The organism is Streptomyces nymphaeiformis (assembly GCF_014203895.1).
Lineage (GTDB): Bacteria > Actinomycetota > Actinomycetes > Streptomycetales > Streptomycetaceae > Streptomyces > Streptomyces nymphaeiformis.
In genome coordinates this window covers 731013-756735 of the sequence record NZ_JACHJY010000001.1, presented here as the reverse complement: position 1 = coordinate 756735, position 25723 = coordinate 731013, and the positions used below count along the sequence as shown (strand labels likewise).

Below are 25723 nucleotides of genomic sequence, written 5' to 3'. Positions count from 1 at the left end.
CGCCCAGGGCCTAAAGTCGCGGGGTGCCGTACGACCACCGGAACACCGCCCGCCGTACCCTCGCCCTCGTCCTCGCCGCCGCGGGCTGCTGCGCCGCGCTCGCCGGGTGCGCGACCTCACAGGCCTCGTCATCGAGCGGGAAGGCCCAGGGAACGCAGGGAACCCAGGGGCCCCTGAGCGAGAGCGGAGCCCAGTCGCGGCCGCCGTTCGCCTCGCCCTCCGCCGCCCCCCGGCCCACCCGCTCGCCGGTCGCCGCTCAGGCGAGCCGCTCGCTCGCCGGGAGGACCGTCGTCATCGACCCCGGCCACAACTCCGGCAATTTCCGTCACTCCACCGAAATCAACCAAAAGGTCAACATCGGGACGAACCGCAAGGAGTGCGACACCACCGGCACCTCCACCAACGCCGGCTACACCGAGGCCGCCTTCACCCTCGACGTCTCACGCCGCCTGCGGGACCTCCTCACCGCGCGCGGTGCCGAGGTCGTCTTCACCCATGACGGCGACCGCCCCTGGGGGCCCTGCATCGACGAGCGGGCCCGGATCGGGAACGCGGCCCGCGCCGACGCCGTCGTCTCCGTCCACGCGGACGGTTCGGCCGCCGGCAACCGCGGCTTCCATGTGATCCTTCCCGCAAAGGTGCGCGCGGGCACCGCCGACACCGCGAAGATCGTCGCCCCGTCCCGTACCCTCGGCGAGGGAATCGTGAAGACCTTCGCGCGCGCCACCGGCACCTCGCCCGCCAACTACATCGGCGACGGTACGGGGTTGGACGTACGGGACGACCTCGGCGGGCTCAACCTCTCGACCGTCCCCAAGGTCTTCGTCGAGTGCGGCAACATGCGCGACCCGAAGGACGCACAGCTGTTCACGTCGTCGACGTGGCGGCAGAAGGCGGCCCAGGGGCTGGCGGACGGCATCGCCACCTACCTCAAGGGGTAGAACCGACGGGCGATAGATTCGCTCCGTACCATGGGGCCGCCCCCGTGTCATGAACCTGAACGCCTCCCCGATGCGACGACCGACGACCCGACGAAGGACTCTTACGTGAATATCCGCTCCCTCACCCGAGGCGATGGCGTGCTGATCGGCGCAGCGGTGGTGCTGTTCATCGCCTCGTTCCTCGGCATCGCGGGCTGTGACGCCAGCGCCGCCATCTGCGACAAGGTCGACACTCCGAACTCGTGGGAGTTCTCGTACCTCGGCTGGGGCACCTTCTTCGTCGGCATCGCCGGCGCCGCTCTCGTCGTCGTCTCCCGCTCCCTGCCGGAGCCCCGCAAGGTGGTCGGCCTGGAGCTCGGCCAGGTCGGCACCTCGTTCACCATCGTGTCCGCCTGGACGCTGCTCATGTGGATCTTCGAGGCGGAGAACGCCGGCGCCGGCCTGATCCTCGGCCTCATCGCCGCCCTGGCCGTGGCCGGTGCCGCCGTCGCCGGTCCGCTGGTCCCCGCCCTCAAGGCCCCGCTCGTCGGCGCGCCGAAGCCGCAGACCCCGTCGCCGTACGGCATGCAGCACGGCCAGCCGGGTCAGCCGGGCGTCCCCGGCGGCTACGGCTACCCGGGTGCGCAGCAGCAGCCGTACGGCGGGCCGCAGGACCCCTCGCAGGGTGCGGGCCAGCCGTTCGGCGCGCAGGCCGCCGCCCCGCAGCCGCAGGCCGTGCACCAGCCCGAGCCGCAGGCGGCCGCCCCGGCGCCGCAGCCGGCCGCGGACTTCGCGCCGTTCTGGTTCGCGGTCCCGGTCGCCCGTCCGCTGTACGCGGAGGACGGCTCGCAGGCGCCGATCGCCGAGCTGGCCCCGGGTACCTGGTACCTCGCGGTCGAGCAGCGCGGTCCGGCCCTGGTGGCCCAGACGCAGGACGGCCGCCGCGGCGTCCTCCAGGACACCACGGGCATCCAGCGCGGCTGACGCCCGCGGAATCCCGCGCACGGCCCCCCGCCCGGAATCCCTTCCGGGCGGGGGGCCGTTGCCGTACAGTCCCCGCAACACGTATCTGACGGATCGTCAGAAAGGATGTGGGGCATGCGACTCGGACTCGCCCTCGGCTACTGGGGCCGCGGCCCCTCCCCCGCCCACCTCGACCTCGCCCGCGAGGCCGAGCGGCTCGGCTACGACTCCGTGTGGACCGCCGAGGCCTGGGGCTCCGACGCCTTCACCGCACTGACCTGGATCGCCGCCCACACCAGCCGCATCCGGCTCGGCACCGCCGTCGCGCAGATGGCCGCCCGCGCCCCCACCACCACCGCGATGCACGCACTCACCCTCGACCACCTCTCCGGCGGGCGCGTGCTGCTCGGGCTCGGCCTGTCCGGGCCGCAGGTCGTCGAGGGCTGGTACGGGCGCCCCTTCCCCCGCTCCCCCCTGACCGCGACCCGCGAGTACGTGGACGTGGTCCGCCAGGTGCTGCGCCGCGAGGCCCCCGTACGGCTCGACGGACGCCACCACTCCCACCCGTACACCGGCCCCGACGGCACCGGTCTCGGCAAGGCCCTCAAGCCGATCACGCACCCGCTGCGCGCCGACGTCCCCGTCCTGCTCGGCGCCGAGGGCCCCAAGAACATCGCGCAGACCCTCGCCATCGCCGACGGCTGGCTGCCCCTCTACTGGACGCCCGACCGCTGGTCCGAGGTGTACGCCCTGCCGGACGCGCTCCCCGAGGGCTTCCTGGTCGCCCCCATGGTCCGGGCGCGGCTCTGCGAGGACGTGGCGGCCGGACTCCTCCCCGTCAAGGCGATGCTGGGCTTCTACATCGGCGGCATGGGGCACGCGGCCCGGAACTTCCACGCCGACCTGATGGGACGCATGGGGTACGAGAAGGAGGCCCGCCGCATCCAGGAGCTGTTCGCGGCCGGGCGGCGCGAGGAGGCCGTGCTCGCCGTACCGGACTCCTTCGCGGACGAGATCTCGCTCGTCGGGCCCCGGAGGCGGATCGCGGAGCGCCTGGAGGAATGGCGGCGGGGCCCGGTGACGGACCTCCTCGTCACGGCACCGGACCCCGCCACGCTCCGTCTGCTCGCGGAGCTCAACTCCTAGCTGCCGCCGCTCAGTTGCGAGGTGCTGGGCACCTGGTCCACGACCTCGGCGCCGGCGCTCTTCCCCGCGTTCTTCACGCTGTTGATGACGTTCTCGAAGGCGCCGACGTCCGCGTCGCCCACCTCGCCCTTGCGGAGCTTCGTCCCCAGCTCCTTGAGCGACTCGATGCCCGCGGCGAGCGGCGCGACCGCCTTCGACAGCAGCGGGTCGCCCTTGGCGTTGTTCAGCGCCGCCTTGAGCCGGTTGTACGTGAACGCGGCCGCGAGGCCCGCCTTCACCAGGGCGAAGGTCCGCCCGTCCGCGCCCTTCTTGAACGTGCCGGCGCGGTACGGCTTCACGATCCACTGGTACGTGGCGCCCGCGGCCAGACCGGCGTTGGCCACGAACCGCGTCTTCGCCAGCTTCTGCTGCTCGAAGCTCGCGGAGGCCGACGGGGTCGCGGCGCTGCTGGTGCTCTTCGTGTCGTCGTTGCACGCCGCGGTGGTCAGGAGCAGGGTGCAGGACAGCAGCAGCGCCACGACTCCGCGTGAAACACCTCTGGGCACGGCGGGACCTCCCTGACGACGGTCCCGCCAGCCTCACCCGGCCCCGCGGCGCCCGCCACCGGGGCGGCGCCGAACGGGGCCGGTCAGCTGCCGCAGCAGTCCGGTTCGAGACCCGCGGGGAGGCGGTCGCCGCCGAAGACGGCGACGGTCGCCTCCTCGCCGCCGAGGGCCGCGACCGCGAGGAGGAGCGAGCCCGCGGTCCAGGCGGTCTGCTCCTCGGGCCACACGGCCTTGTCGGCCTCCGTCGCGCCCTCGAAGACGTACCCCGTCCAGTACATGCCGTTCCCGGCGCGCAGGTGCTGGATGTCCTGGAGGATCGTCAGGGCCCGGTCGGACTCCCCCATCGCCCAGAGGGCGAGGGCGAGCTCGCAGCTCTCGCCGCCGGTGACCCACGGGTTCGGGACGACGCAGCGCACGCCGAGGCCGGGGACGACGAACCGGTCCCAGTCGGCCTCGATGCGGGCGCGCGCGTCGGCCCCGGTGACCGCACCGCCGAGGACCGGGTAGTACCAGTCCATCGAGTAGCGGGACTTGTCGAGGAAGCGCTCGGGGTGCCGGCGGATCGCGTGGCCGAGGGCCCCGGCGGCCAGCTCCCAGTCGGGCTGCGCCTCCTCGCGGACCTCGGCGATGGCGAGGGCGCAGCGCAGTGCCTGGTGGATCGAGGAGCTGCCGGTGAGCAGGGCGTCGCCCACCGGGGTGCCGTCGGGCTCGCGCTTCCAGCCGATCTGGCCGCCGGGCTGCTGGAGCCCGAGGACGAACTCGACGGCCGCGTAGACGGCGGGCCACATCCGGTCGAGGAAGGAGTCGTCGCCGGTGGACAGGTAGTGGTGCCAGACGCCGACCGCGATGTACGCGACGAAGTTGGACTCGCGGCTCCGGTCGGTGATCTGCTCGGGGTCGCCGTCGTGGTAGGCCGCGTACCAGGAGCCGTCGGAGTTCTGGTGGCGGGCGAGCCACTCGTAGGCGCGGGTCGCGGCGGCGTGCTCGCCGGCCGCGTCGAGCGCCATGGCGGCCTCGGTGTGGTCCCACGGGTCCAGGTGGTGGCCGCGGAACCAGGGGATGGCGCCGTCCTCGCGCTGCACCGCGAGTATCCCGGCCACGGTCTCGGCGGCCTGCTCGGCGGTGAGCACCCCGGGCAGGACGAGGTGCTCCGCGATCCGCTCGGGAGAGGTCACTTGGCGGCGTCCACGGTGTCGGCCTTCGCGAGGTCGGCCTTCGGGAGGTGGGGCTTGGTCGCGTACGCCACGAAGCTCTTGCCGACGACCGGGTTGAGCAGCTGCTCGGCGACCCGGGTCAGGGCGGGCTTCTTCATGATGTCCCAGACCAGGAGCTTGTGGTATGCGCGGACCGGCAGCGCCTTGTCGTTGTCGACGCCGAAGGCGCACTTCAGCCACCAGTACGGCGAGTGCAGCGCGTGCGCGTGGTGCGTGCCGTACGGCTTGAGGCCGGCCTGCCGGATCTTCCCGAGCAGCTCGTCGGCCTTGTAGATGCGGATGTGGCCGCCCTCGACCTCGTGGTACTCGTCGGAGAGCGCCCAGCAGACCTTCTCGGGGCCGTACCGGGGCACGGTGATCGCGATCCGGCCGCCCGGCTTGAGGACGCGGACCATCTCGGCGAGCACGCCCTTGTCGTCGGGGATGTGCTCCATGACCTCGGAGATGATGACGACGTCGAAGGACTCGTCGGGGAACGGCAGGTTGAGGGCGTCGCCCTCCATCGCGGTCGCGGTCGCGCCGGCGGGGGCCTCCCCGGCCTCCTTCATGGCGGCGAACCACTTGGCGACCTCGCGGATCTCCTCGCCGTTCTGGTCGAGGGCCACGACCTGGGCACCGCGCCGGTAGCACTCGAAGGCGTGCCTCCCCGCGCCACAGCCCAGATCGAGCACACGATCACCGGGAGCGAGCGGGAAGCGAGTGAAGTCGACGGTCAGCACGAGACCCTGCTTTCGGGGTTGAGGAACGTTGTGGGCAGGCGTTCCGCCGGGGCGATGGGGGTCCCCCCTGCTCGAGCGGAGCCGAGAGCTTGGGGGAGGGTGGGCACAACCCACCCACCGGGCCGCACCCGGCACACGAGGCTGAGCATCACCGACGGACTCCGGTGCCCTGCCGGGCCACGGCCTCCCGGTACAGCTCGGCCGTCCCCTGCGCGGCCCGCGCCCAGGTGAAATTGGCCAGGACCCGCTCACGACCGGCCCGGCCGAGCCGCGCCCGCAGCTCCGCGTCGCCGAGCATCCGGCCGAGCGCCGCGGCGAGCGCGCCCGCGTCACCGGTCGGCACCGCGAGGCAGGTCTCCCCGTCGGGCCCCGCGACCTCGGGGATCGCCCCGCCCGTCGTGGCGACCAGCGGGGTCCCCGTAGCCATGCCCTCCGCGGCCGGCAGCGAGAACCCCTCGTACAGCGAGGGCACGCAGGCGACCTGCGCGGACCGGTAGAGGTCGACGAGCTCGGCGTCGCTGATGCCCTTGACGAACTCGACGGCGCCGTCGAGCCCGTACCGCTCGATGGCCTGGGCGACCGGCCCGTCCTCGGCGCGCTTGCCGACGACGACGAGGTGCGCGTCGGGGTTCTCGGTACGGAGCTTGGCGAGCGCCTCGACGAGGTGGACCAGGCCCTTGAGCGGGACGTCGGCGCTGGAGGTGGTGACGATCCGGCCGGGGATCTCGGCGACGGACGGGTCCGGGGACCAGAGGTCGGTGTCGGCGCCGATGTGGACGACCTTGATGCGGTCCTCGCGGACGCCGAGGTGCTCGACGATCTCCTGGCGGGAGGTGCCGGAGACGGTGAGCACGGACGGCAGCCGGCGGGCGACCTTCTTCTGCATGCCGGTGAAGGCGTACCAGCGGCGGACGGAGGCGCGGCGCTTCCAGCCGTCGGCGGCGTCGAGCTCGAGCTGCCGGTCGACGGTGATGGGGTGGTGGATCGTGGTGACGAGCGGCGCGCCGATCGCGCGCGGGCCGCCGAGGAGTCCGTACCCGAGGGTCTGGTTGTCGTGGACGACGTCGAAGTCGCCGCGGCGGGCGGCGAGCATGCGCCGGGCCCGCAGGGAGAAGGTCAGCGGCTCGGGGAAGCCGCCGGTCCACATGGTGGCGACCTCGAGGGCGTCGATCCAGTCCCGGTACTCCTCGCGCTTCGGGGTCCGGAACGGGTCCGGCGAGCGGTAGAGGTCGAGGCTGGCTATCTCGGTGAGGGGCACGCCCTCGTCGAGCGTCGGGTACGGCTGGGAGCCGATGACCTCGACGGTGTGCCCGAGGCGGGCGAGCTCACGGGACAGGTGCCGGACGTAGACGCCCTGGCCCCCACAGAACGGGTTCCCCTTGTACGTGAGGAGAGCGATCCGCAGCGGACCGTCACCGGCAGCGGTGACGCCCTGCCGGGGGCTTGCCTCTATGGCCTCAGCGGTCATTGCGCGACCCCCTTCGAGCGTACGTTTCGCCGGAGCGTAACCGCTCGCGCTAATCTAGAACAAGTTACAGACTTGAGCGTTCTTGATCCTTCAAGGAGCACAGAATCTACCGGCAGGTAGCTCCGTCGTGAGAGCCGGAACAGGTGATTCGCGCCACGGCGGGCGTGACGCCATACTGTCGCTCCCCACCGCACGGAAGACGCACGGAACGGGACCACATGACCGCAGTCGACAGAGCGGACCACAGACCGGCGTCGCCGCCCCTCACGGAACGCCAGGAGGCACGGCGCCGCCGCATCCTGAACGCCAGCGCCCAGCTCGCCGCCAGGGGCGGCTTCGACGCCGTGCAGATGCGCGAGGTCGCCGAGGCGGCGGGGGTCGCCCTCGGCACCCTCTACCGGTACTTCCCCTCCAAGATCCACCTGCTCGTGGCGACCATGCAGGACCAGCTCCAGCACATGCACACCACGCTGCGGAAGCGGCCGCCCGCCGGCGCGGACCCGGCGCAGCGGGTCGCGGAGACCCTGATGCGCGCCTTCCGGGCCCTCCAGCGGGAGCCACAGCTCGCCGACGCGATGGTGCGGGCGCTGACCTTCGCGGACCGCAGCGTGAGCCCCGAGGTCGACACGGTCTCCCGGCTGACGACCGCGATCATCCTGGACGCGATGGGGGCGGAGCACCCGACCCCGGGCCAGCTCTCGGCGGTCCGGGTGATCGAGCACACCTGGCACTCGGCGCTGATCACCTGGCTGTCCGGACGCGCGTCGATCGCACAGGTGAAGATCGACATCGAGACGGTCTGCCGGCTGATCGACCTGACGGCGCCGGAGGCGTCGGAGGCACGGGCCTGAGGCGTCCCGCCCGCGCCCCCGGCGGTTGAGCCGCCGGGGGCGCGGGCGGTCTGGCGTCAGGAGCCCTGCTGCGCCTTGGCGTTGCTCTTGGCGAGGACCGCCGCGCACTCCGGGCTGCTGTCCACGGCCACGAACATCACGAGCTTCAGCGGGCCCGCCGAGTGGTTGCTGGCCTGGAGCTTCCAGCTGCTCTTGGTCAGCGACTTGATCACCGAGCCGCCCACCCCGGAGCTCCGCTCCTCGGTCCAGCCGGTCCCGGTCAGCGTCGCGACCGTGGCCGCGTACGACTTGGCCGGGTCCGCGGCCTTCTCGGCGTCGGCCGTCCAGCTGACCATGCAGTCCTTGGCCTCGGCCGGAACCTGCTCGCCCGAGGAGTCCTGCGTGAAGCCGGCCTCCGTCGCCGCGTCCGTCAACTCCTTGGTGACCGCGGCGGCGTCCAGCTTCTCGTCGCTCGAACCACCCGCGCCGGAACCGCCCGTCGAGGCCGAACCGGCCGAGGAGGAACCGGCCGAGGACGAACCGCCCTTGTCGGCGCCGCCCTCGCTGCCACAGCCCGCGACGAGCAGAACCACACCGGCGGCCGCGGCCACCCACTTCGCCTTGCGCACAACACTCCCAAATCAGCGCACACGAAGGCCTCTTGCCCCCGTACCAAGGGGCACAGTTTTGCACAAGGGAACGACAGTGCCGTCCCACCCGGCGCGCCCCGTCACTCCTCCGGCGGGAACACCGGCTCGCCTCCGTCCGCCAGGGTGATCAGGATGGCCTCCACCGGGCAGCCCTCCGCCGCCGCGAGGAGGCGTTCGCCCGCGTCCGTCTCCGGCTCCACCGGATGGGACTGGCGGGCCGTGTCGAGGCGGAAGCCGCCGGGGGCGTGGTTGACGCACATGCCGGAGCCGATGCAGACGCTCCGGTCGACCTCGACGTGCCAGCGGTCGCCCATCACGCGTCCCCGTATCCGGCCGGCAGGTGGATCATCTTGTGCTCCAGGTACTCGCCGAAGCCCTCGGGGCCGAACTCCCGTCCCACGCCGGAGTTCTTGTAGCCGCCGAAGGGGCCGAGCATGTCGAGGCTGAAGGTGTTGACGTTGAAGGTGCCGGTGCGCACGGAGCGGGCGAAGTCGATGCCGTGCTCCACGTCCCCGGTCCAGACGCTGCCGCTGAGCCCGAAGTCGGAGTCGTTCGCGATCCGCAGGGCCTCGGCCTCGTCCCCGTACGGCAGGAGGCAGATGACCGGGCCGAAGATCTCCTCGCGGGCGATCCGCATGGAGTTGTCGACGTCGCCGAAGAGGGTCGGCTCGACGTACCAGCCGCGCTCCAGGCCGGCCGGACGTCCGCCGCCGGTGAGGACCTTGGCGCCCTCGGCCTGCCCGATCCCGATGTAGTCGAGGGAGCGCTGCTGCTGGCGCCGGGCGACGAGCGGGCCGACCTGGGTGGCCGGGTCGAGCGGGTCGCCGACGACGAGCGCGCCGGCCGCCGCCGCGAAGGCCTCGGCGATCTCCTCGTACCGCGCGCGGGGCGCGAGGATCCGGGTCTGGGCCACGCACGCCTGCCCGTTGTTCATCCAGGCGGCCGGGACGATCCCGGCGACGGCGGTGTCGAGGTCGGCGTCCGGCAGGATCACCGCGGCCGACTTCCCGCCCAGTTCGAGGGTGACGCGGGTGAGGTTGCGGGAGGCGACCTCCATGACCCGCTTGCCGGCGGCGACCGAGCCGGTGAAGGACACCTTGTCGACGCCGGGGTGCCCGACGAGGTACTCGCTGACCTCGCGGTCGGCGGGCAGGATCGACAGGACCCCTTCGGGGAGCCCGGCCTCCGCCGCGATCTCGCCGAGGATGTACGAGTCGAGGGGCGACTCCGGCGAGGGCTTGAGGACCACCGTGCAGCCCGCGAGCAGCGCGGGCCCCAGCTTGGCGGCGGCGGTGAACTGCGGCACGTTCCACGGGACGACGGCCGCGACGACACCGACCGGCTCGCGCCGCACGAGCAGCGGCCCGAGGACGCCGCCGCGCCGCTCCTCGTACGGGAAGTCCCGGGCGACGGTGATCGCCGCGTCCCAGACCATCATCGCGCCGAGCGCCTGGGCGAGGACGGACCAGGAGTACGGGGAGCCGTTCTGCGCGCTGATGCAGCGGCCGATCTCCTCGTACCGCACGGCGATCGCGTCCTTGATGCGGGTGACGACGGCGATCCGCTCCTCGACCGTCATCCGCGGCCAGGGCCCTTCGTCGAAGGCCCGCCGGGCGACGGCGACGGCCCGGTCGACATCGGCCTCGGAGGCGTGCGGGACACGGCCGATGACCTGCTCGGTGTGCGGGGAGATCACCTCGATGACCGCGTCGCCGTGCGGGTCGGTCAACTCCCCGCCGATGAACAGCTTTCCGTGCTCCACAAGCTCGGTCATGACCGCTGCCTCCCGAGGAGATGGAATGGGACCATTGGGTTTCCTGACGATGCTTCAGAACTGATACCAGTTCTAGTTATGGTGGGCAATGGCCGTACCGGTACGCAGAGACGAGGACGCTCATGACCCAGGTGACCGAGCACGGCGGTGGCGTCTGGTCCCTGCGGGTGCCCATCCCGGACAATCCGCTGGGCCACACCCTGGTCCACGTCCTCGACACCGACCGCGGCCCGGTCCTCGTCGACACCGGCTGGGACGACCCGGCCTCCTGGGACGAACTCACCGGCGGGCTCGACGCGTTGGGGCTGTCCGTGCGGGAGGTCCACGGCGTCGTCATCACCCACCACCACCCCGACCACCACGGCCTCTCCGGCCGGGTCCGGGAGGAGTCCGGCGCCTGGATCGCCATGCACGCCGCCGACACGGCCGTCGTCCGCCGCACCCGGGAGTCCGAACCCGGCACCTGGTTCGACTACCTCGCCCGCAAGCTCGCCGCCGTCGGCGCCCCCGAGGACCACATCGCCCCGCTCCGGGCCGCCCGCGCCGCCGGCCGGATGCGGACCCTGCCCGGTCTCCGCTCGGCCCTCCCCGACCGCGAGATCGTCCCCGGCGAACTCCTCGACCTGGCCGGACGCCGGCTGCGCGCCATCTGGACCCCCGGCCACACCCCCGGGCACGTCTGCCTCCACCTGGAGGAGGAGCACCCCTCCCGGCTGCCCGGCCACGGCCGGCTCTTCTCCGGCGACCACCTGCTGCCCGGGATCTCCCCGCACATCGGCCTGTACGAAGACCCCGACGAGTCCCCCAAGCTCTCAACTTCGTTCGAGCAGGGGGGACCCCCCTCGGAGACCGACCCCCTCGGCGACTACCTCGACTCCCTCGAACGGATCGGCCGCCTCGGCGTCGCCGAGGTCCTCCCCGCACACCAGCACGCCTTCACCGACGCCGCCGGCCGCGTCCGAGAACTCCTCGACCACCACGAGGAACGCCTCACCGGCCTCCTCGCCCTCCTCGCCACCCCGCTCACGCCCTGGCAGCTCGCCGAGCGCATGGAGTGGAACCGCCCCTGGGAGCAGATCCCGTACGGCTCCCGCAACATCGCCGTCAGCGAGGCCGAGGCCCACGTCCGCCGCCTGGTGAAGCTCGGACGCGCGGAACCGGTGCCGGGCACGGCCCCCGTCACGTACGTCGCGGTGTGAGGCTTCAGGCCTTCACCAGGCGGATGACCGCCATGACCAGGACGAACGGTGAGAAGCCGCCGCCGAGGATCATCACCGGGCCCGCCACCCACCACAGCCAGTGCTGCCCGCCGTCCTCGTAGGAGGCGTAGCCGTTGTGGACGAAAAGGAACCAGAGGAGGTGCAGGGTCAGTACGGCGATCAGCGCGATCCAGTACACGGCGATCCCGGCCGACCACAGCCTGACCCGGCCGGGCGGCACCGTGAGCAGCCGCCGCCGGTAGCCCTGGAGGCCGGCCGTCGCGGCGATCAGGAGCAGCGTCGCGGGCAGGCGCCACCAGTCGTCCATCGCCCACTGGTACGCGCCGCCCGCCTGGTCGGAGAGCGAGGGGTGCGCCTCCGCCCGCCGCACGAGGTCGACCCCGCCGACGAGGAAGGCGACCATCGGCGCCAGGTAGAGGATCCCGAGGAGCGGCCGCCCCAGACCCGTGGTCAGCACGCGCACGGCCCGCTCCCGCGCGGTCGGCACCCCCGTCGAGGAGGCCCGGGCCCGCGGCACGGCGGCCGGACCCCGGACGGGCTCCCGGGACGGCAGGACGGCGGTCCTGGGCGGCGGGGCCGGCTGCGGGAGGACGGTGGTGACGGCGGTGGGAGGCGTACTCGTACGGGCATCGGCGCTCGCGGGAGCGGACCCCGACTCCGGCTCACGCTCCGGCTCGCGCTCCGGCTCGCGCTCCCGTTCGCGGTCCGGCTCCGGCTCGCGGTCCGGCTCCGGCTCGAACTCCGTCTCCGTGTTGAGCAGTTCCTCCGCCTTCTGCGCGATCGCCGCGACCACCGGCGCCGGCAGCCAGCTCCCCGACTCCTCCCGGTGGGCGTCCGCCGCCGCGGTCAGCTCGGTCACCGGCGGGCGGTCCTCCGGCCGTTTGGCCAGGCAGCGCCGTACGAGCTCCGCGAACGGCCCCTCCACCCCGGCGAGATCGGGCTCGTGGTGGACGAGCCGGTACAGCAGCTCCGCCACCGAACCGCCCCCGAAGGGCCCGCGCCCGGTCGCCGCGAAGGCCAGCACCGCGCCGAGCGAGAAGAGGTCGGCCGCGGGCCCGACCGTCCGCCCCTCCGCCTGCTCGGGCGACATGAAGCCGGGTGAGCCGACGACCAGGCCCGTCCCCGTCAGGGCCGTCTCGTCGGCGGAGCGGGCGATGCCGAAGTCGATGAGCAGGGGCCCCGACAGCGAGAGCAGGACGTTCGACGGCTTGACGTCCCGGTGCACGAGCCCCGCCCGGTGCACGCCGTCGAGGGCGTGCGCGAGGCCGGAGAGCAGCCGCCAGAGGGCCGGTTCGGGGAGGGGGCCGTGCGCCAGGACGGCCTCGGAGAGCGCGGGACCCGGCACGTACGCGGTGGCCAGCCAGGGCACCTCCGCGTCCGGGTCGGCGTCGAGGACCGGGACCGTACCGGCTCCGCGTAAGGACCGGGCGGCCCGCACCTCGCGGGCGAAGCGCGTCCGGAAGCCCGGGTCACCGGCGAGCGCGCCGTGCACCACCTTCAGCGCGACCGTCCGGCCGCCGCGCGAGCGGCCCAGGTAGACGCGGCCCATGCCGCCCTCGCCCAGCCGCTGGAGGAGCCGGTAGGGACCGACCGTCCGCGGGTCGCTCTCGGCCAACGCCCGCATTCCGCACCCCCGTGAAGACGCCGTCGTCGTGGTGTCGTGGCGGCGTCAGCATGGCACAGCGACGGGCTCGCGGGGAGCGTCCTTCCCCACCCGGTGTGAGGCGCCTCCCACCCCGGAGCGGCGCGCATACGGGCCGGTAGAGTGGGCCCGTCGTCATCATGCCCGTACGGGGGGAAGCCGGTGCGAAACCGGCACTGCCCCTTCCCCGAGCTCTCGGCTTCGCTCGAGCAGGGGATACCCCGATCCGTGAGCCGTCTCCCCGGAGATCGGCGAGTCGGAATGCCCCGCCCGGGACGTGACCGCCGGCACCGTCGAGGAATACGGAGCCGGAGCCTGGTGCCCCGAGGCGTGCCGGTGCCCGGCCGCAGGAGAGGGCCCCATGAACACCGTCCGCCGCGGCGCCGCCGCGCTCGCCGCCGCCGCAGTCGTGCTCGGCACCGGAGCGGCCTTCCCGGCCGCCGCCGCGCCGTCCCCGACCCCCTCGACCGGCACCCTCCCGGCCGGCCTGTACGGCACGAAGGACCCGACGTACGACGGTGTCTGGCGCCAGTCGCTCGCCTTCCTCGCCCAGCGCGGCACCGGCTTCCAGCCCGCCGACCAGGCCGTGGGCTGGCTCCTCGGCCAGCAGTGCGAGGACGGCTCGTTCGCCTCGTACCGCGCGGACGTGTCGAAGCCCTGCGACGAGAAGACGATGCGGGACACCAACGCCACCGCCGTCGCCGTCCAGGCGCTCCGCGCCGTGCGCGGCCAGGCCGCCGCCCCCAGCGCGATCGACAAGGCCGTCAAGGCCGGTTCCGACTGGCTGCGGACCGTGCAGAACAAGGACGGCGGCTGGGGCTACGGCGTCGGCGGCCCGAGCGACGCCAACTCCACGTCGGTCGTGATCGGCGCGCTCGCCGCGATCGGCGTGCGCCCCGGCTCGTTCACCTCCGCCGAGGGCCGCAGCCCGTACGACGCGCTCCTGACGTTCGCCCTGCCGTGCTCGGACAAGGAGGGCGCGGGAGCGTTCGCGTACCAGCCGGACAAGACGGGCAAGCTCCTCGCCAACGCCGACGCCACCGCGGCGGCGACCCTCGCCGGGCTCGGCAAGAGCGTCGTCGCCACCAAGGCCTCCCCCCAGCAGCCGCCGGCCTGCACCGACCTGTCGAAGCCGACCGTCGGGCGGGCCGCGCTGAACGGCGCCGCCTACCTGTCGAAGGCGCTCGCGAAGACCGGCCACCTCACCCTGCCGCCCATGCCGGGCGCCACCGACACCACCGAGCAGCCCGACATCGGCAACACCGCCGACGCGGTCGTCGCGCTCGCCGCCGCCGGCGCCACCAAGGAGGCCGAACCGGCCCTGACGTGGCTGGAGAAGAACTCCGTGGCCTGGGCGAAGGAGGGCGGCCCGGCCGCGTACGCGCAGCTGATCCTGGCGGCCCGCTCGACGGAGACCGACCCCCGCAGGTTCGGCACGACCGACCTGGTCGAGCAGCTCAACGCCACCGGCCCCGCGCCGAAGGCCCCGGACACCTCCGCCTCCTCCACCGACGACGAGTCCGGCTTCGACGTCTGGTGGATCATCGGCATCGGTACGCTCCTCGCCGTGGGCATCGGCTTCTTCGTGAGCGGCCGCAAGAAGTGATCGGGCGCATGCCGATACGGGTCGCGGGTGCCGTGACCGGGGCGCTCCTGACCCTGACGGCGGTCGCGGCGGCCCCCGCGCAGGCGGCCGGTTACCGCTACTGGTCGTTCTGGGAGAGCGCCGGCGGGAAGCCGTGGACGTACGCCACGCAGGGCCCGGCGACCGCCCGGCCCGCCGACGGCGACGCCCTCGGGTTCCGGTTCGCGATCAGCAACGGCACGGACGACACGTCCCGGCCCTCCGTCGCCCCCGACTTCCCCGGGATCTGCGGGGACGTGGAGAAGAAGGACGGCACGAAGCGGATCGCGGTCGTCGTCGACTTCGGCGGCCCGCTGGACGCGCCGCCCGGCGAGACCCCGCCGAAGAAGCTGATCGAGGTCGGCTGTGCGCAGGTCCGCGAGGACGCGACGGGCGCGGAGGCGCTGGCCGCGGTGGCGAAGCCGCTGCGGTACGACAGCGCGGCCATGCTGTGCGGGATCGCGGGCTACCCGGCGCGGGGCTGCGGCGAGCAGGTCACGGAGAAGACGTCCGCCGCACCCGCCGCGCCCACCGCTTCGAAGGCGAAGGCCTCCTCCGAGGGCGGCGGGCCGTCCTTCGGCGTGCTCGCCGGCGGCGCGGCCGTCCTGGCCCTCGGCGGGGCGGCGATATGGAAGGCCCGCCGGCGCCGATGAGTGGCGCCGTCCGTGTCCTCGCGGCCCCCGAGGCGAGCCGGGCCAACGCCCTGCACGCGGGCGCGTGGTGGCTGTGGGCGCTCGGCCTGGCCGTCGCCGCCTCCCGGACCACGAACCCGCTGCTGCTCGGGCTGCTCGTCGGGGTGGCCGGTTATGTGGTGGCGGCCCGGCGCACGGACGCGCCCTGGGCCCGCTCGTACGGCGCGTTCGTGAAGCTCGGCCTGTTCGTGGTGGCCCTGCGGGTGGTGTTCTCGCTGCTGCTCGGCTCCCCCATCCCCGGTACGTACGAGCTGTTCACGCTGCCCGAGGTGCCGCTGCCCGACTGGGCCCAAGGGGTACGGATCGGGGGCCGGGTGACGGCGGAGCAGCTGGTGTTCGCGCTGTACGACGGCGCCAAGCTGGCGACCCTGCTGATCTGCGTGGGCGCCGCGAACGCCCTCGCCAACCCGGCGCGGCTGCTGAAGTCGCTGCCGGGCGCGCTGTACGAGGTGGGGGTCGCCGTCGTCGTGGCGATGACCTTCGCGCCGAACATGGTCGCCGACGTGGCCCGGCTGCGGACCGCCCGCCGGCTGCGCGGCCGACCCACGGGCGGGGTGCGGGCGGTGCTCCAGATCGGCCTGCCGGTCCTGGAGGGGGCGCTTGAGCGGTCGATCGCGGTCGCCGCGTCGATGGACGCGCGCGGGTACGGGCGGACGGCGCGGGTCCCGGCGGCGGTACGGCGCACCACGAACGTCCTGACCCTGGGCGGGCTCCTCGGCGTGTGCGCCGGCTCGTACGGGCTGCTCGCGGCGGAGGGCGCGGGGTACGGGCTCCCGCTGCTCGGCGCGGGGCTCGTCGCCGCGATGGCCGGGCTCCGGCTCGGCGGCCGCAGGACCGTCCGCACCCGCTACCGGCCCGACCGCTGGGGCGCGCGGGCCTGGCTGGTCGCGGGCTCCGGGGTGGCGGTCGCGACCCTGATGATCTGGGCGAACGCGTACGCCCCCGAGGCGCTGCACCCCGGGGTCGTCCCCCTGGAGGCGCCGGAGCTGCCGCTGTGGCCGGCGGTGTCGGTCCTGGTGGGCCTGGTGCCGGCGTTCGTGGCGCCCGTACCCGTATCCAAGGAGAACGTGTGATCCGCTTCGAGAACGTCTCCGTGAGGTACGAGGACGACGCCGAGCCGACCCTGCGGAACGTGGACCTCACCGTCCCCGAGGGGGAGCTCGTGCTCCTCGTCGGCCCCTCGGGCGTCGGCAAGTCGACGCTCCTCGGCGCGGTCTCCGGTCTCGTCCCCCACTTCACGGGCGGCACGCTGACCGGGCGGGTGACGGTCGACGGCCGCGACACCCGCGTGCATCCGCCGCGCGAGCTCGCCGACCTGGTGGGCACGGTGGGGCAGGATCCGTCCGCGCACTTCGTCACCGACACGGTCGAGGACGAGCTCGCGTACGGCATGGAGTCCCTGGGCCTCGCGCCCGGCGTGATGCGCCGCCGGGTCGAGGAGACCCTGGACCTCCTGGGCCTCGCGGAGCTCCGCGACCGCCCGATCGCCACGCTCTCCGGCGGCCAGCGCCAGCGGGTCGCGATCGGCTCCGTCCTGACCCCGCACCCCAAGGTCCTCGTCCTCGACGAACCGACCTCCGCACTCGACCCCTCGGCGGCGGAGGACGTCCTCGCGGTCCTCCAGCGCCTGGTCCACGACCTCGGCACGACGGTCCTCCTCGCGGAACACCGCCTGGAGCGCGTCGTCCAGTACGCGGACCAGGTCCTCCTCCTGCCGGAGGCGGTCATGGGCCCGCCGGCGGAGATCATGGCGGTCTCGCCGGTGCATCCGCCGGTGGTGGCGCTGGGGCGGGTGGCGGGGTGGGATCCGCTGCCGCTGACGGTGCGGGATGCGCGGCGGCGGGCTGAGGCCTTGAAGGAACGGCTGGAAGGACGACTGGCTGAGCGGGACCGCGCGGGACGGGACCCCGCAGGGCTTCTCCCCGACCCAGCCCCTTCCCGTGACCGGGGCTCCGCCCCGGACGCCGGACGGGCTGGAAATCCAGCCCCGCCGGCGTTTGAGGCGCGGGGGTCCGAGGGCGGAGCCCCCGGTTTCGGGAAGTGGGGGTCCCTCCACGCCCTTGGGCGTAGGGGGAGGGGTGGGGGCTTCTCCCTCTTCCGACGGCGCCGCCCCACACCCGCACCTGCACTCACCGCTCCCCTCGTGGACGTCACGAACCTCGCCGTCCGCCGCGCCCGCGTAGAGGCCCTCCGCCGCATCGACCTCCAGGTCGAAGCCGGCGAGACCGTCGCCCTCATGGGCCGCAACGGCGCCGGCAAGTCCACCCTGCTCTCCACCCTCGTCGGCATGATCGAGCCGACATCCGGCAGCGTCCGGGTCGCCGGCCGGGCCCCGCACACCACCGACCCCCGCGACCTGATCCACCAGGTCGGCCTCGTACCGCAGGAGCCGAGGGACCTCCTGTACGCGGACACCGTCGCCGCCGAGTGCGCGGCGGCCGACGCGGACGCGGGCGCGGAGCCGGGGACCTGCCGGGCCCTGGTGGAGGAGCTGCTGCCGGGGATCGCGGACGACACGCACCCCCGCGACCTGTCCGAGGGCCAGCGGCTGGCGCTCGCGCTGGCCGTGGTCCTGACGGGCCGCCCCCCGCTGCTCCTGCTCGACGAGCCGACGCGCGGCCTGGACTACGCGGCGAAGGCCCGGCTCGTGACCCGCCTGAGGGCCCTCGCTGCGGACGGGCACGCGATCGTGCTCGCGACGCACGACGTGGAGCTGGCGGCGGAGCTGGCGCACCGGGTGGTGATCGTCGCGGACGGCGAGGTGGTCGCGGACGGCCCGACGGCCGAGGTGGTGGTGTCCTCGCCGGCATTCTCGCCGCAGGTGGCGAAGATCCTGGCGCCGCAGCCGTGGCTCACGGTCGAGCAGGTGGAGGCGGCGCTGTGAAGACGGCACGTCCCGTCCGCCTCGGCCCCCGCTCGGTGGCCGCGCTCCTCCTCGTCTCCCTCGTCGGTCTGATCGGGATCGGCTGGCCCCTCTTCGCCGACAGGGCGGCGGCGGTCACGAACCACGCTGCCGACGCCCCCTGGCTCTTCGCCCTGCTCCTCCCCCTCCTCATCGCGGTCGTCGTGGCGACGATCGCGGACTGCGGGATGGACGCGAAGGCGGTGGCGATGCTGGGCGTGCTCGCCGCGGTGGGCGCGGCGCTGCGCCCGCTGGGGGCGGGGACGGCCGGTCTGGAGCCGATGTTCTTCCTGATGGTGCTGAGCGGCCGGGTCCTCGGGCCGGGCTTCGGTTTCGTCCTGGGTGCGGTGACGATGTTCGCGTCGGCGCTGCTCACGGGCGGTGTGGGGCCGTGGATGCCGACGCAGATGCTGGCGATGGGCTGGTTCGCGATGGGCGCGGGGCTGCTGCCGGGCCCGGACAGGCTGCGGGGGCGGTCGGAGCTGCTGATGCTGTCCGCGTACGGATTCGTGGCGGCGTTCGCGTACGGCACGGTCACCAACCTCTACGGCTGGGTGACGGTCGGCGGCATCGGTCAGGCGATCTCCTTCGTGCCCGGGGATCCGGTGCACGAGAACCTGGTCCGTTTCCTCGCGTACGTCCTCGCCACCTCCCTCGGCTGGGACCTGGGCCGTGCCGTTCTGACGGTCGTCCTGACGCTCACGGTCGGCGGGACGCTCCTGAAGGCGCTGCGGCGGGCCACGCGGCGGGCGAACTTCGAGGCCCAGGTCACATTCGAGGCCCCGGAAGAGGCCTCCCCGGGTGAGGCGCCCCACAGGACGTACATCACGTACGAGGCGAAATAGTAGACGGCCAGACCTGGCCAAACCATCCCACAACAGGCCACGACCTGCGGAAATACCGCACACCCGCCCACCTTCGCCGACCCCCCGGGTCCGAACCTTCCTCGTACTGGGGGTCCTTGCCCGGCCGTTCCGACCCTGCTTCTCTGGTGGACGTCGCCAGGCAGCCGGTGCTCAGGACATCCCGTCCGAGAGCGCCACGGCAGGCCGGTTCCCCCAGTTCCCGGGTCTCCCGGGCTCTGGTTCCGGCATGCCGAAAGCGCCCGGCGCGACCTTTGTCCCCGACGTTAGGTAAGACGTTTTGTTCCGCTCGATCGCCACTCGTGTCAACGCCCACAAGAAGACCTTCGCTGTCTCCGCCGCTGTGCTCGTCGGCACGTCGGCCGCGGTGATGGGCACGACGGGTTCGGCCTCGGCCGCCTCGGAGCAGGAGATCGCCCGCCAGATCGTCCCGCCGGCGCAGTTCGCGTCCTTCAGCAAGATCGTCGAGCACGAGTCCGGCTGGAACCACACCGCCACCAACTCTTCCTCGGGCGCCTACGGCCTGGTCCAGGCCCTCCCGGCCTCCAAGATGGCCTCGGCCGGTTCCGACTGGAAGACGAACCCCGCCACCCAGATCAAGTGGGGTCTCAACTACATGAACGAGCGCTACGGCTCCCCGAACGCCGCCTGGGCGTTCTGGCAGGCCAACGGCTGGTACTAAGAAGCACCTGCCGCAACGCGCATCCGCAAGGCCCCGCCCTCCTCACGGAGGGGCGGGGCCTGCGGCGTTTTCCGCGCCGCTCTCCCTCTCGCGCTCTCCCTCTCGCGCTCTCGCAAGATTTAGTAGACCGGTCGTCTAGTGTCGTCTAGTGTTCCCGGCATCGGCGGCCCCCACCGGACGGTCCGCCGCGACACCGGAGGCGGCCCATGCCCGCACACCCCGCACCCCTCGCACCCCCCGCCCTCCCGCCCGGCCGCTTCGGCGAGCTCGTCGGGATCCCGCTCCCCGTCGTCCAGGGCCCCTTCGGCGGGGGCCTCTCCTCCGTCGAGCTGGCCGCCGCCGTCTCCGAGGGCGGCGGCCTCGGTTCGTACGGGGCGCACGTCCACACCCCCGAGGAGATCACCGCGCTCGTGGCCGGGCTCCGCGCCGCGACCGGCCGCCCCTTCGCCGTCAACCTGTGGGTGCCACAGGAGGGAGAGCGGGCCGAGCTCCCCGCCTCCGAGCTCGCCGGGCACGTCGAACGGCTTCGCCCGTACTACGAGGAGCTGGGGGTCCGGCCGCCGAGCGCCGAGGACGTACGGGCCCGGCCCGGCTTCGACGCGCAGCTGGACGCCCTGATCGCGGCCGCCCCGCCGGTGATCAGCCTGGTCATGGGCCTGCCGCCGCGGCGCCTGGTCACGGAGGCCCGGCGGCGCGGGATCGTCGTGCTCGGCACGGCGACGACGGTGGAGGAGGCGGTGGCACTGGAGGAGGCCGGGGTGGACGCGGTCGTCGCCTCGGGCAGCGACGCGGGCGGCCACCGGGGCGCGTTCCTGCGTCCCGTACGGGAGTCCCTGGTCGGCACCTTCTCGCTCGTCCCGCAGGTGGCGGACGCGGTGACGGTCCCGGTGGTCGCGGCGGGTGGGATCGCCGACGGGCGCGGGGTCGCCGCCGCGCTCGCGCTCGGCGCGGACGCCGTCCAGGTCGGCACCGGCTTCCTCGCCGCGCGCGAGTCGGGGGCGAGCGAGGCGCACCGGCGGGTCCTCGGCACCCCCCAGGCCCGGACGACCGTGCTCACCCGGCTCTTCTCGGGGCGCCCGGCGCGGGGCGTCCCGAACGGCTTCGTCCGGGAGATGGCGGCCCACGAGGAGCTCGTACCGCCGTATCCCGTGCAGAACGCGCTGATGGGGCCGATCCGCCGGGCCGCGGCGGAGCGGGGCCGGCCCGAGTACGTGAACCTCTGGGCCGGCCAGGCGGCGGCGCTGGCGCGGGAGCCTTCGGCCGCCGCGTACCTCTCCGCCCTCGTCGAGGGCGCGGTCAGAGCCGCTGGATGATCGTCCCGGTCGCGAGCGCCCCGCCCGCGCACATGGTGATGAGTGCGAACTCCTTGTCGGTGCGCTCCAGTTCGTGCAGGGCGGTGGCGATGAGCCGGGCGCCGGTGGCGCCGACGGGGTGACCGAGGGCGATGGCGCCGCCGTTGACGTTGACCTTCTCCAGGTCCTGGTCGAAGACCTGCGCCCAGCTCAACACCACCGAAGCGAAGGCCTCGTTGATCTCGACGAGGTCGATGTCCTTGAGCGACATCCCGGCCTTGCCGAGGACCGCGCGCGTCGCGTCGACCGGCCCGTCCAGGTGGAAGTGCGGGTCGGCGCCGACGAGGGCCTGGGCGACGATCCGGGCGCGCGGCTTCAGTTTCAGGGCGCGGGCCATGCGCTTGGAGGCCCACATGACGGCGGAGGCTCCGTCGGAGATCTGCGAGGAGTTCCCGGCGGTGTGGATGGCGGTGGGCATGACGGGCTTGAGGCGGCCCAGGCCCTCCATGGTGGTGTCGCGCAGGCCCTCGTCGCGGTCGACGAGCCGCCACATGCCCTGCCCGGCGGCCTGTTCGGCCTCCGTGGTGGGGACCTGGACGGCGAAGGTCTCGCGCTTGAAGCGCTCCTCGGACCAGGCGACCGCGGCCCGTTCCTGGGAGAGCAGGCCGAGGGAGTCGACGCGCTCGCGGGTGAGTCCGCGGCGGCGGGCGATGCGCTCGGCGGCCTCGAACTGGTTGGGCAGGTCGACGTTCCACTCGTCGGGGAACGGTTTGCCGGGACCGTGCTTGGAGCCGGAGCCGAGCGGGACGCGCGACATGGCCTCGACGCCGCAGGAGATCCCGATGTCGATGACGCCGGCCGCGACCATGTTGGCGACCATGTGGCTGGCCTGCTGGGAGGAGCCGCACTGGCAGTCGACGGTGGTGGCGGCCGTCTCGTAGGGCAGGCCCATGGTGAGCCAGGCGGTGCGCGCCGGGTTCATGGACTGCTCGCCGGCGTGGGTGACCGTACCGCCGACGATCTGCTCGACGCAGTCGGCGTGGATGCCGGTGCGCCCGAGGAGTTCGCGGTAGGTCTCGCCCAGGAGGTAGGCGGGGTGGAGGTTGGCGAGCGCGCCTCCGCGCTTGCCGATGGGGGTGCGTACGGCTTCGACGATGACGGGTTCCGCGGCCATGAGCTCGTCCTCTCCTCGACCGGACGGGGTGTCCCGGCACCCCGGTCGGTCGGCGTCACGGGGGAACTAGTACGCGTTCTAGTTCTGAGTGCAGTCTTATGACTGCTACCGCCGGTACGCAAGGGTCCGGGACGCAACAGTTCCCGTTCCGCCCCTTGCTACTTGTAGAACTCGTTACTAACTTTCCCGGCAACTTCTGATGGTCCATCAGATATGGAGAGTGTTGCCGATGGCCTGCCCCCATCTCCCCGGAGGTCGACTCCCCGAAGGGCATCTCCCCCAGGGGCTCCCCGAGGGGTTCGACGCCACCGACCCCGACCTGCTCCGCGACCGCGTCCCCTTCCCGGAGTTCGCCCGGCTGCGGCAGACCGCGCCCGTGTGGTGGTGCTCCCAGCCGGCCGGCGTCACCGGCTTCGCGGACAGCGGGTACTGGGCGGTCACGCGCCACGCGGACGTCAAGTACGTCTCCACCCACCCCGAGCTGTTCTCCTCGAACGAGAACACCGCCGTCATCCGCTTCAACGAGCACATCAGCCGCGACCAGATCGAGGTCCAGAAGCTGATCATGCTCAACATGGACCCGCCCGAGCACACCCGGGTCCGCCAGATCGTCCAGCGCGGCTTCACCCCCCGCGCGATCCGGAACCTGGAGACCGCCCTGCGCGACCGCGCCCGGGCCATCGTCGCCGAGGCGGAACGCGACACGGACGCCGACGGCACCTTCGACTTCGTCACCCGCGTCGCCGTCGAACTCCCCCTCCAGGCCATCGCCGAACTCATCGGCGTCCCCCAGGAGGACCGCTCCCGGATCTTCGACTGGTCGAACAAGATGGTCGCGTACGACGACCCCGAGTACGCCATCACCGAGGAGATCGGCGCCGAGGCCGCCATGGAACTCATCGGCTACTCGATGAACATGGCCGCCGCCCGCAAGGAGTGCCCCGCCTCCGACATCGTCAGCCAGCTGGTCGCCGCCGAGGGCCAGGGCAACCTCTCCTCCGACGAGTTCGGCTTCTTCGTGCTCCTGCTCGCCGTCGCCGGGAACGAGACCACCCGCAACGCCATCAGCCACGGCATGCACGCCTTCCTCACCCACCCCGACCAATGGGAACTCTTCAAGCGTGAGCGGCCCGCGACCGCCGCCGAGGAGATCGTGCGCTGGGCGACCCCCGTCGTCTCCTTCCAGCGGACCGCGACCCAGGACACCGAACTCGGCGGGCAGAAGATCCGCAAGGGCGACCGGGTCGGCCTCTTCTACTCCTCCGCCAACAACGACCCCGAGGTCTTCACCGACCCCGAACGCTTCGACATCACCCGCGACCCCAACCCCCACCTCGGCTTCGGCGGCGGCGGACCCCACTTCTGCCTCGGCAAGTCCCTCGCGATCAAGGAGATCGAGCTGATCTTCCACGCGATCGCCGACGCCCTGCCCGACCTCACCCTCGTCGGCGAACCACGCCGGCTGCGGGCGGCCTGGCTGAACGGGGTGAAGGAACTCCGCGTCCGCACCGCATGACCCGCTGAACGGCGTGAAGGAGCTCAGGGCCCGCACCGCATGCCCCACTGAACGGCGCGAAGGGGCTCAGGGCCCGCACCGCATGCCCCCTACCGGCGGAACCGGATCTTCCCCGGGTACGTCTGAGCTCCCATGCGGGGGACACACAGCAGAATCCTGACCACCATCATCGCGCTGCTCGCGCTCCAACTCGGCTCGCTCGTCGCACCGGCGTACGCCTGCGGCTGCGGCGCCATGATCCCGGACAAGGCCCAGCGCATCGGCGTCGACCGGGAGGAGTCGGCCGTCCGCTGGAACGGGCGCACCGAGACCGTCGTCATGCGCTTCAACGTCCACGGGAACGCCGAGCGCGCGGCCTGGATCATGCCGGTGCCGGGCCGCGCCGACGTCCGTCTCGGCGACCCGGCGCTCTTCGACGAACTCGACCGGCTCACCGAGCCCGAGCAGCGCGACCGGTACTACTTCTGGCCGCGCGAGGGCGACTGGCCGTTCGACGCCACGAACGGGGACGGGGCCGCCGCCGCACCACCCACCGCGGGCGGCGTCGGCGTCGTCGGACGCGAACGGCTCGGCCCCTTCGACGTGGCCCGGCTCACCGCCACCGACCCCGAGGCCCTCGGCGACTGGCTGCGCACCAACGGCTTCGACCTGCCCGAGCGGCTCACCGGCGCCCTCCAGCCGTACGTCGAGCGGAAATGGGAGTACGTCGCCGTCCGCCTGGCCCCGCAGGAGCAGGGCGCGATCCTCTACGGCGAACTGACCCCGCTCCGGATCGCCTTCGCCTCCCCCGAACTCGTCTACCCCATGCGCCTCTCCCGCCTCGCCCGCACACCCCAGACGCTCGGCCTCTACGTCCTCGCCGACCACCGGATGGAGCCCCGCTCCCCCATCGGCGGCGACCGCCCCGAGGTGACGTTCGCCGGCCCGATCGAGCGGCCCGAGGGCGCCGTCGCGGAGCTCGCGGGCGACCGGCCGGTCCGCCTGACCGTCCTGGAGCAGCACTTCCCGCACCCCGAGCGGATCGACGACGACCACCACCTGCGGACCGTCGCCGACACGCCGTACCGCGAGACCGAGTACACCGACCGGCTGCTGACCCTGGGCGGCGTCCCGGCCTGGCTCCTGACGGTCGGCGGCGGCCTGCTGCTCGCGGCGCTGCTCGCCGTACGGGTGAGAAGGCGGCGTCCGGCCGGGGCCCCCGGTGTACGTTCCTCCGCATGACGAACCCTCAGTGGACGGCAGTGGACCACTACTTCACCGAGACGATCGCACCCGCCGACGAGGCACTCACGGCAGCGCTCGCCGACTCCACGGCGGCGGGCCTGCCGGAGATCGCCGTCGCTCCCAACCAGGGCAAGCTGCTCCACCTGCTCGCCTCGATCCAGGGCGCGCGGAACGTCCTGGAGATCGGCACCCTCGGCGGCTACAGCACGATCTGGCTGGCCCGCGCGCTGCCCGCCGACGGCCGGCTGATCACCCTGGAGTACTCCCCGGCGCACGCGGACGTGGCCCGCGCCAACATCGCCCGCGCCGGCCTCGACAAGATCGTCGAGGTCCGCACGGGCGCGGCCCTGGACACCCTGCCGCACCTGGAGACGGAGGGCGCGGGCCCCTTCGACCTGGTCTTCATCGACGCGGACAAGGTCAACAACGCGCGCTACGTGGCGTGGGCGCTGAAGCTGTCCCGTCCGGGCACGGTGATCGTCGTCGACAACGTGGTGCGCGAGGGCAGGGTCGCCACCCCGCACCCGGACGACCCGGCGATCACCGGGACCCGCGAGATGTTCGACCTGATCGCCGCGGAACCCCGCCTCGACGCGACGGCCCTCCAGACGGTCGGCACGAAGGGCTACGACGGCCTGCTGCTTGCCCGCGTGATCGGCTAGC

At 73.2% G+C, this 25723-nt stretch carries 24 protein-coding genes; 15 read left to right on the top strand and 9 right to left on the bottom strand.

Translation table 11 applies throughout. The features are described 5' to 3' along the window. The first annotated feature begins 23 nt into the window (after positions 1–23). From GGE06_RS03390 to GGE06_RS03380, 3 genes are all read left to right on the top strand, one after another. The gene (locus GGE06_RS03390) at positions 24–941 is read left to right on the top strand and encodes an N-acetylmuramoyl-L-alanine amidase (RefSeq protein ID WP_184929989.1); all 918 of its coding nucleotides are present in this window, start codon (positions 24–26) and stop codon (positions 939–941) included. 105 nt (positions 942–1046) lie between these two features. Beyond that, positions 1047–1904 carry a hypothetical protein gene (locus GGE06_RS03385; protein ID WP_116161267.1) on the top strand — a complete coding sequence of 286 codons (858 nt, stop codon included), beginning with the start codon at positions 1047–1049 and terminating at the stop codon, positions 1902–1904. Between the two features lie 114 nt (positions 1905–2018). Further along, positions 2019–3029, top strand: a complete 1011-nt coding sequence (locus GGE06_RS03380; RefSeq protein ID WP_116161266.1) for an LLM class F420-dependent oxidoreductase — start codon at positions 2019–2021, stop codon at positions 3027–3029. Here GGE06_RS03380 and GGE06_RS03375 read toward each other — a convergent pair. The 4 genes from GGE06_RS03375 to GGE06_RS03360 form a co-directional block, all read right to left on the bottom strand. Further along, positions 3026–3574, bottom strand: coding sequence for a hypothetical protein (locus GGE06_RS03375; RefSeq protein WP_116161265.1), 549 nt, complete (start codon positions 3572–3574; stop codon positions 3026–3028). The genes GGE06_RS03380 and GGE06_RS03375 overlap by 4 nt on opposite strands. 83 nt (positions 3575–3657) lie before the next feature. Then, complete coding sequence (locus GGE06_RS03370; RefSeq protein WP_116161264.1) at positions 3658–4749, bottom strand: prenyltransferase/squalene oxidase repeat-containing protein; 1092 nt, start codon at positions 4747–4749, stop codon at positions 3658–3660. Next, positions 4746–5507: a class I SAM-dependent methyltransferase gene (locus GGE06_RS03365; protein ID WP_116161263.1), complete on the bottom strand. Its 762-nt coding sequence runs from the start codon at positions 5505–5507 to the stop codon at positions 4746–4748. Before GGE06_RS03365 ends, GGE06_RS03370 begins: the two co-directional genes overlap by 4 nt. Positions 5508–5655: 148 nt before the next feature. Further along, positions 5656–6975 carry a glycosyltransferase family 4 protein gene (locus tag GGE06_RS03360; protein WP_116161261.1) on the bottom strand — a complete coding sequence of 440 codons (1320 nt, stop codon included), beginning with the start codon at positions 6973–6975 and terminating at the stop codon, positions 5656–5658. Positions 6976–7193: 218 nt separating this feature from the next. On the opposite strand from GGE06_RS03360, the gene GGE06_RS03355 reads away from it, so the two are divergent. Beyond that, positions 7194–7826: a TetR family transcriptional regulator gene (locus GGE06_RS03355; RefSeq protein WP_116161260.1), complete on the top strand. Its 633-nt coding sequence runs from the start codon at positions 7194–7196 to the stop codon at positions 7824–7826. 56 nt (positions 7827–7882) lie between these two features. On the opposite strand, the gene GGE06_RS03350 is transcribed toward GGE06_RS03355, so the two are convergent. From GGE06_RS03350 to GGE06_RS03340, 3 genes are all read right to left on the bottom strand, one after another. After that, positions 7883–8434, bottom strand: coding sequence for a hypothetical protein (locus tag GGE06_RS03350; protein WP_116161259.1), 552 nt, complete (start codon positions 8432–8434; stop codon positions 7883–7885). A gap of 101 nt (positions 8435–8535) precedes the next feature. Then, positions 8536–8769 carry a ferredoxin gene (locus GGE06_RS03345; RefSeq protein WP_116161258.1) on the bottom strand — a complete coding sequence of 78 codons (234 nt, stop codon included), beginning with the start codon at positions 8767–8769 and terminating at the stop codon, positions 8536–8538. After that, entirely contained in the window at positions 8769–10229 is a 1461-nt protein-coding gene (locus GGE06_RS03340; protein WP_116161257.1) for an aldehyde dehydrogenase, read from the bottom strand. The genes GGE06_RS03345 and GGE06_RS03340 overlap by 1 nt, the downstream gene beginning before the upstream one ends. A 122-nt stretch (positions 10230–10351) precedes the next feature. Here GGE06_RS03340 and GGE06_RS03335 point away from each other — a divergent pair, with 122 nt between their 5' ends. Further along, positions 10352–11428 (top strand): Strvi_7410 family MBL fold metallo-hydrolase, encoded by a 1077-nt coding sequence (locus tag GGE06_RS03335; RefSeq protein ID WP_184929988.1) that lies wholly within the window; start codon positions 10352–10354, stop codon positions 11426–11428. A gap of 4 nt (positions 11429–11432) precedes the next feature. On the opposite strand, the gene GGE06_RS03330 is transcribed toward GGE06_RS03335, so the two are convergent. Further along, a complete protein-coding gene (locus tag GGE06_RS03330; RefSeq protein ID WP_184929987.1) occupies positions 11433–13073 on the bottom strand; it encodes a serine/threonine-protein kinase in 1641 nt (546 codons plus the stop codon). 379 nt (positions 13074–13452) lie between these two features. Here GGE06_RS03330 and GGE06_RS03325 point away from each other — a divergent pair, with 379 nt between their 5' ends. From GGE06_RS03325 to GGE06_RS03295, 7 genes are all read left to right on the top strand, one after another. Next, the gene (locus GGE06_RS03325) at positions 13453–14697 is read left to right on the top strand and encodes an SCO2321 family membrane protein (protein WP_184929986.1); all 1245 of its coding nucleotides are present in this window, start codon (positions 13453–13455) and stop codon (positions 14695–14697) included. Between the two features lie 8 nt (positions 14698–14705). After that, positions 14706–15368, top strand: coding sequence for an SCO2322 family protein (locus GGE06_RS03320; protein WP_116161253.1), 663 nt, complete (start codon positions 14706–14708; stop codon positions 15366–15368). Continuing rightward, complete coding sequence (locus tag GGE06_RS03315) at positions 15344–16480, top strand: energy-coupling factor transporter transmembrane component T family protein (protein ID WP_184929985.1); 1137 nt, start codon at positions 15344–15346, stop codon at positions 16478–16480. Before GGE06_RS03320 ends, GGE06_RS03315 begins: the two co-directional genes overlap by 25 nt. Beyond that, positions 16477–18291 (top strand): ABC transporter ATP-binding protein, encoded by a 1815-nt coding sequence (locus GGE06_RS03310; protein WP_184929984.1) that lies wholly within the window; start codon positions 16477–16479, stop codon positions 18289–18291. The genes GGE06_RS03315 and GGE06_RS03310 overlap by 4 nt, the downstream gene beginning before the upstream one ends. Beyond that, the gene (locus GGE06_RS03305; protein ID WP_116161250.1) at positions 18288–19154 is read left to right on the top strand and encodes an ECF transporter S component; all 867 of its coding nucleotides are present in this window, start codon (positions 18288–18290) and stop codon (positions 19152–19154) included. The genes GGE06_RS03310 and GGE06_RS03305 overlap by 4 nt, the downstream gene beginning before the upstream one ends. Before the next feature lie 298 nt (positions 19155–19452). Then, positions 19453–19854, top strand: a complete 402-nt coding sequence (locus GGE06_RS03300; protein ID WP_116161249.1) for an aggregation-promoting factor C-terminal-like domain-containing protein — start codon at positions 19453–19455, stop codon at positions 19852–19854. Positions 19855–20060: 206 nt separating this feature from the next. Next, positions 20061–21167 (top strand): NAD(P)H-dependent flavin oxidoreductase, encoded by a 1107-nt coding sequence (locus GGE06_RS03295; RefSeq protein ID WP_184929983.1) that lies wholly within the window; start codon positions 20061–20063, stop codon positions 21165–21167. Here the strand turns inward: GGE06_RS03295 and GGE06_RS03290 are convergent. After that, entirely contained in the window at positions 21151–22320 is a 1170-nt protein-coding gene (locus GGE06_RS03290) for a steroid 3-ketoacyl-CoA thiolase (protein WP_116161247.1), read from the bottom strand. The two genes, GGE06_RS03295 and GGE06_RS03290, sit on opposite strands and share 17 nt — an antisense overlap. 229 nt (positions 22321–22549) lie before the next feature. Here GGE06_RS03290 and GGE06_RS03285 point away from each other — a divergent pair, with 229 nt between their 5' ends. From GGE06_RS03285 to GGE06_RS03275, 3 genes are all read left to right on the top strand, one after another. Continuing rightward, positions 22550–23836, top strand: a complete 1287-nt coding sequence (locus tag GGE06_RS03285) for a cytochrome P450 (protein ID WP_116161246.1) — start codon at positions 22550–22552, stop codon at positions 23834–23836. 132 nt (positions 23837–23968) lie between these two features. Further along, on the top strand, positions 23969–25057 hold the full coding sequence (locus GGE06_RS03280) for a DUF2330 domain-containing protein (RefSeq protein WP_184929982.1): 1089 nt from the start codon (positions 23969–23971) through the stop codon (positions 25055–25057). Further along, on the top strand, positions 25054–25722 hold the full coding sequence (locus GGE06_RS03275; RefSeq protein WP_184929981.1) for an O-methyltransferase: 669 nt from the start codon (positions 25054–25056) through the stop codon (positions 25720–25722). The genes GGE06_RS03280 and GGE06_RS03275 overlap by 4 nt, the downstream gene beginning before the upstream one ends. Position 25723 lies beyond the last annotated feature (1 nt).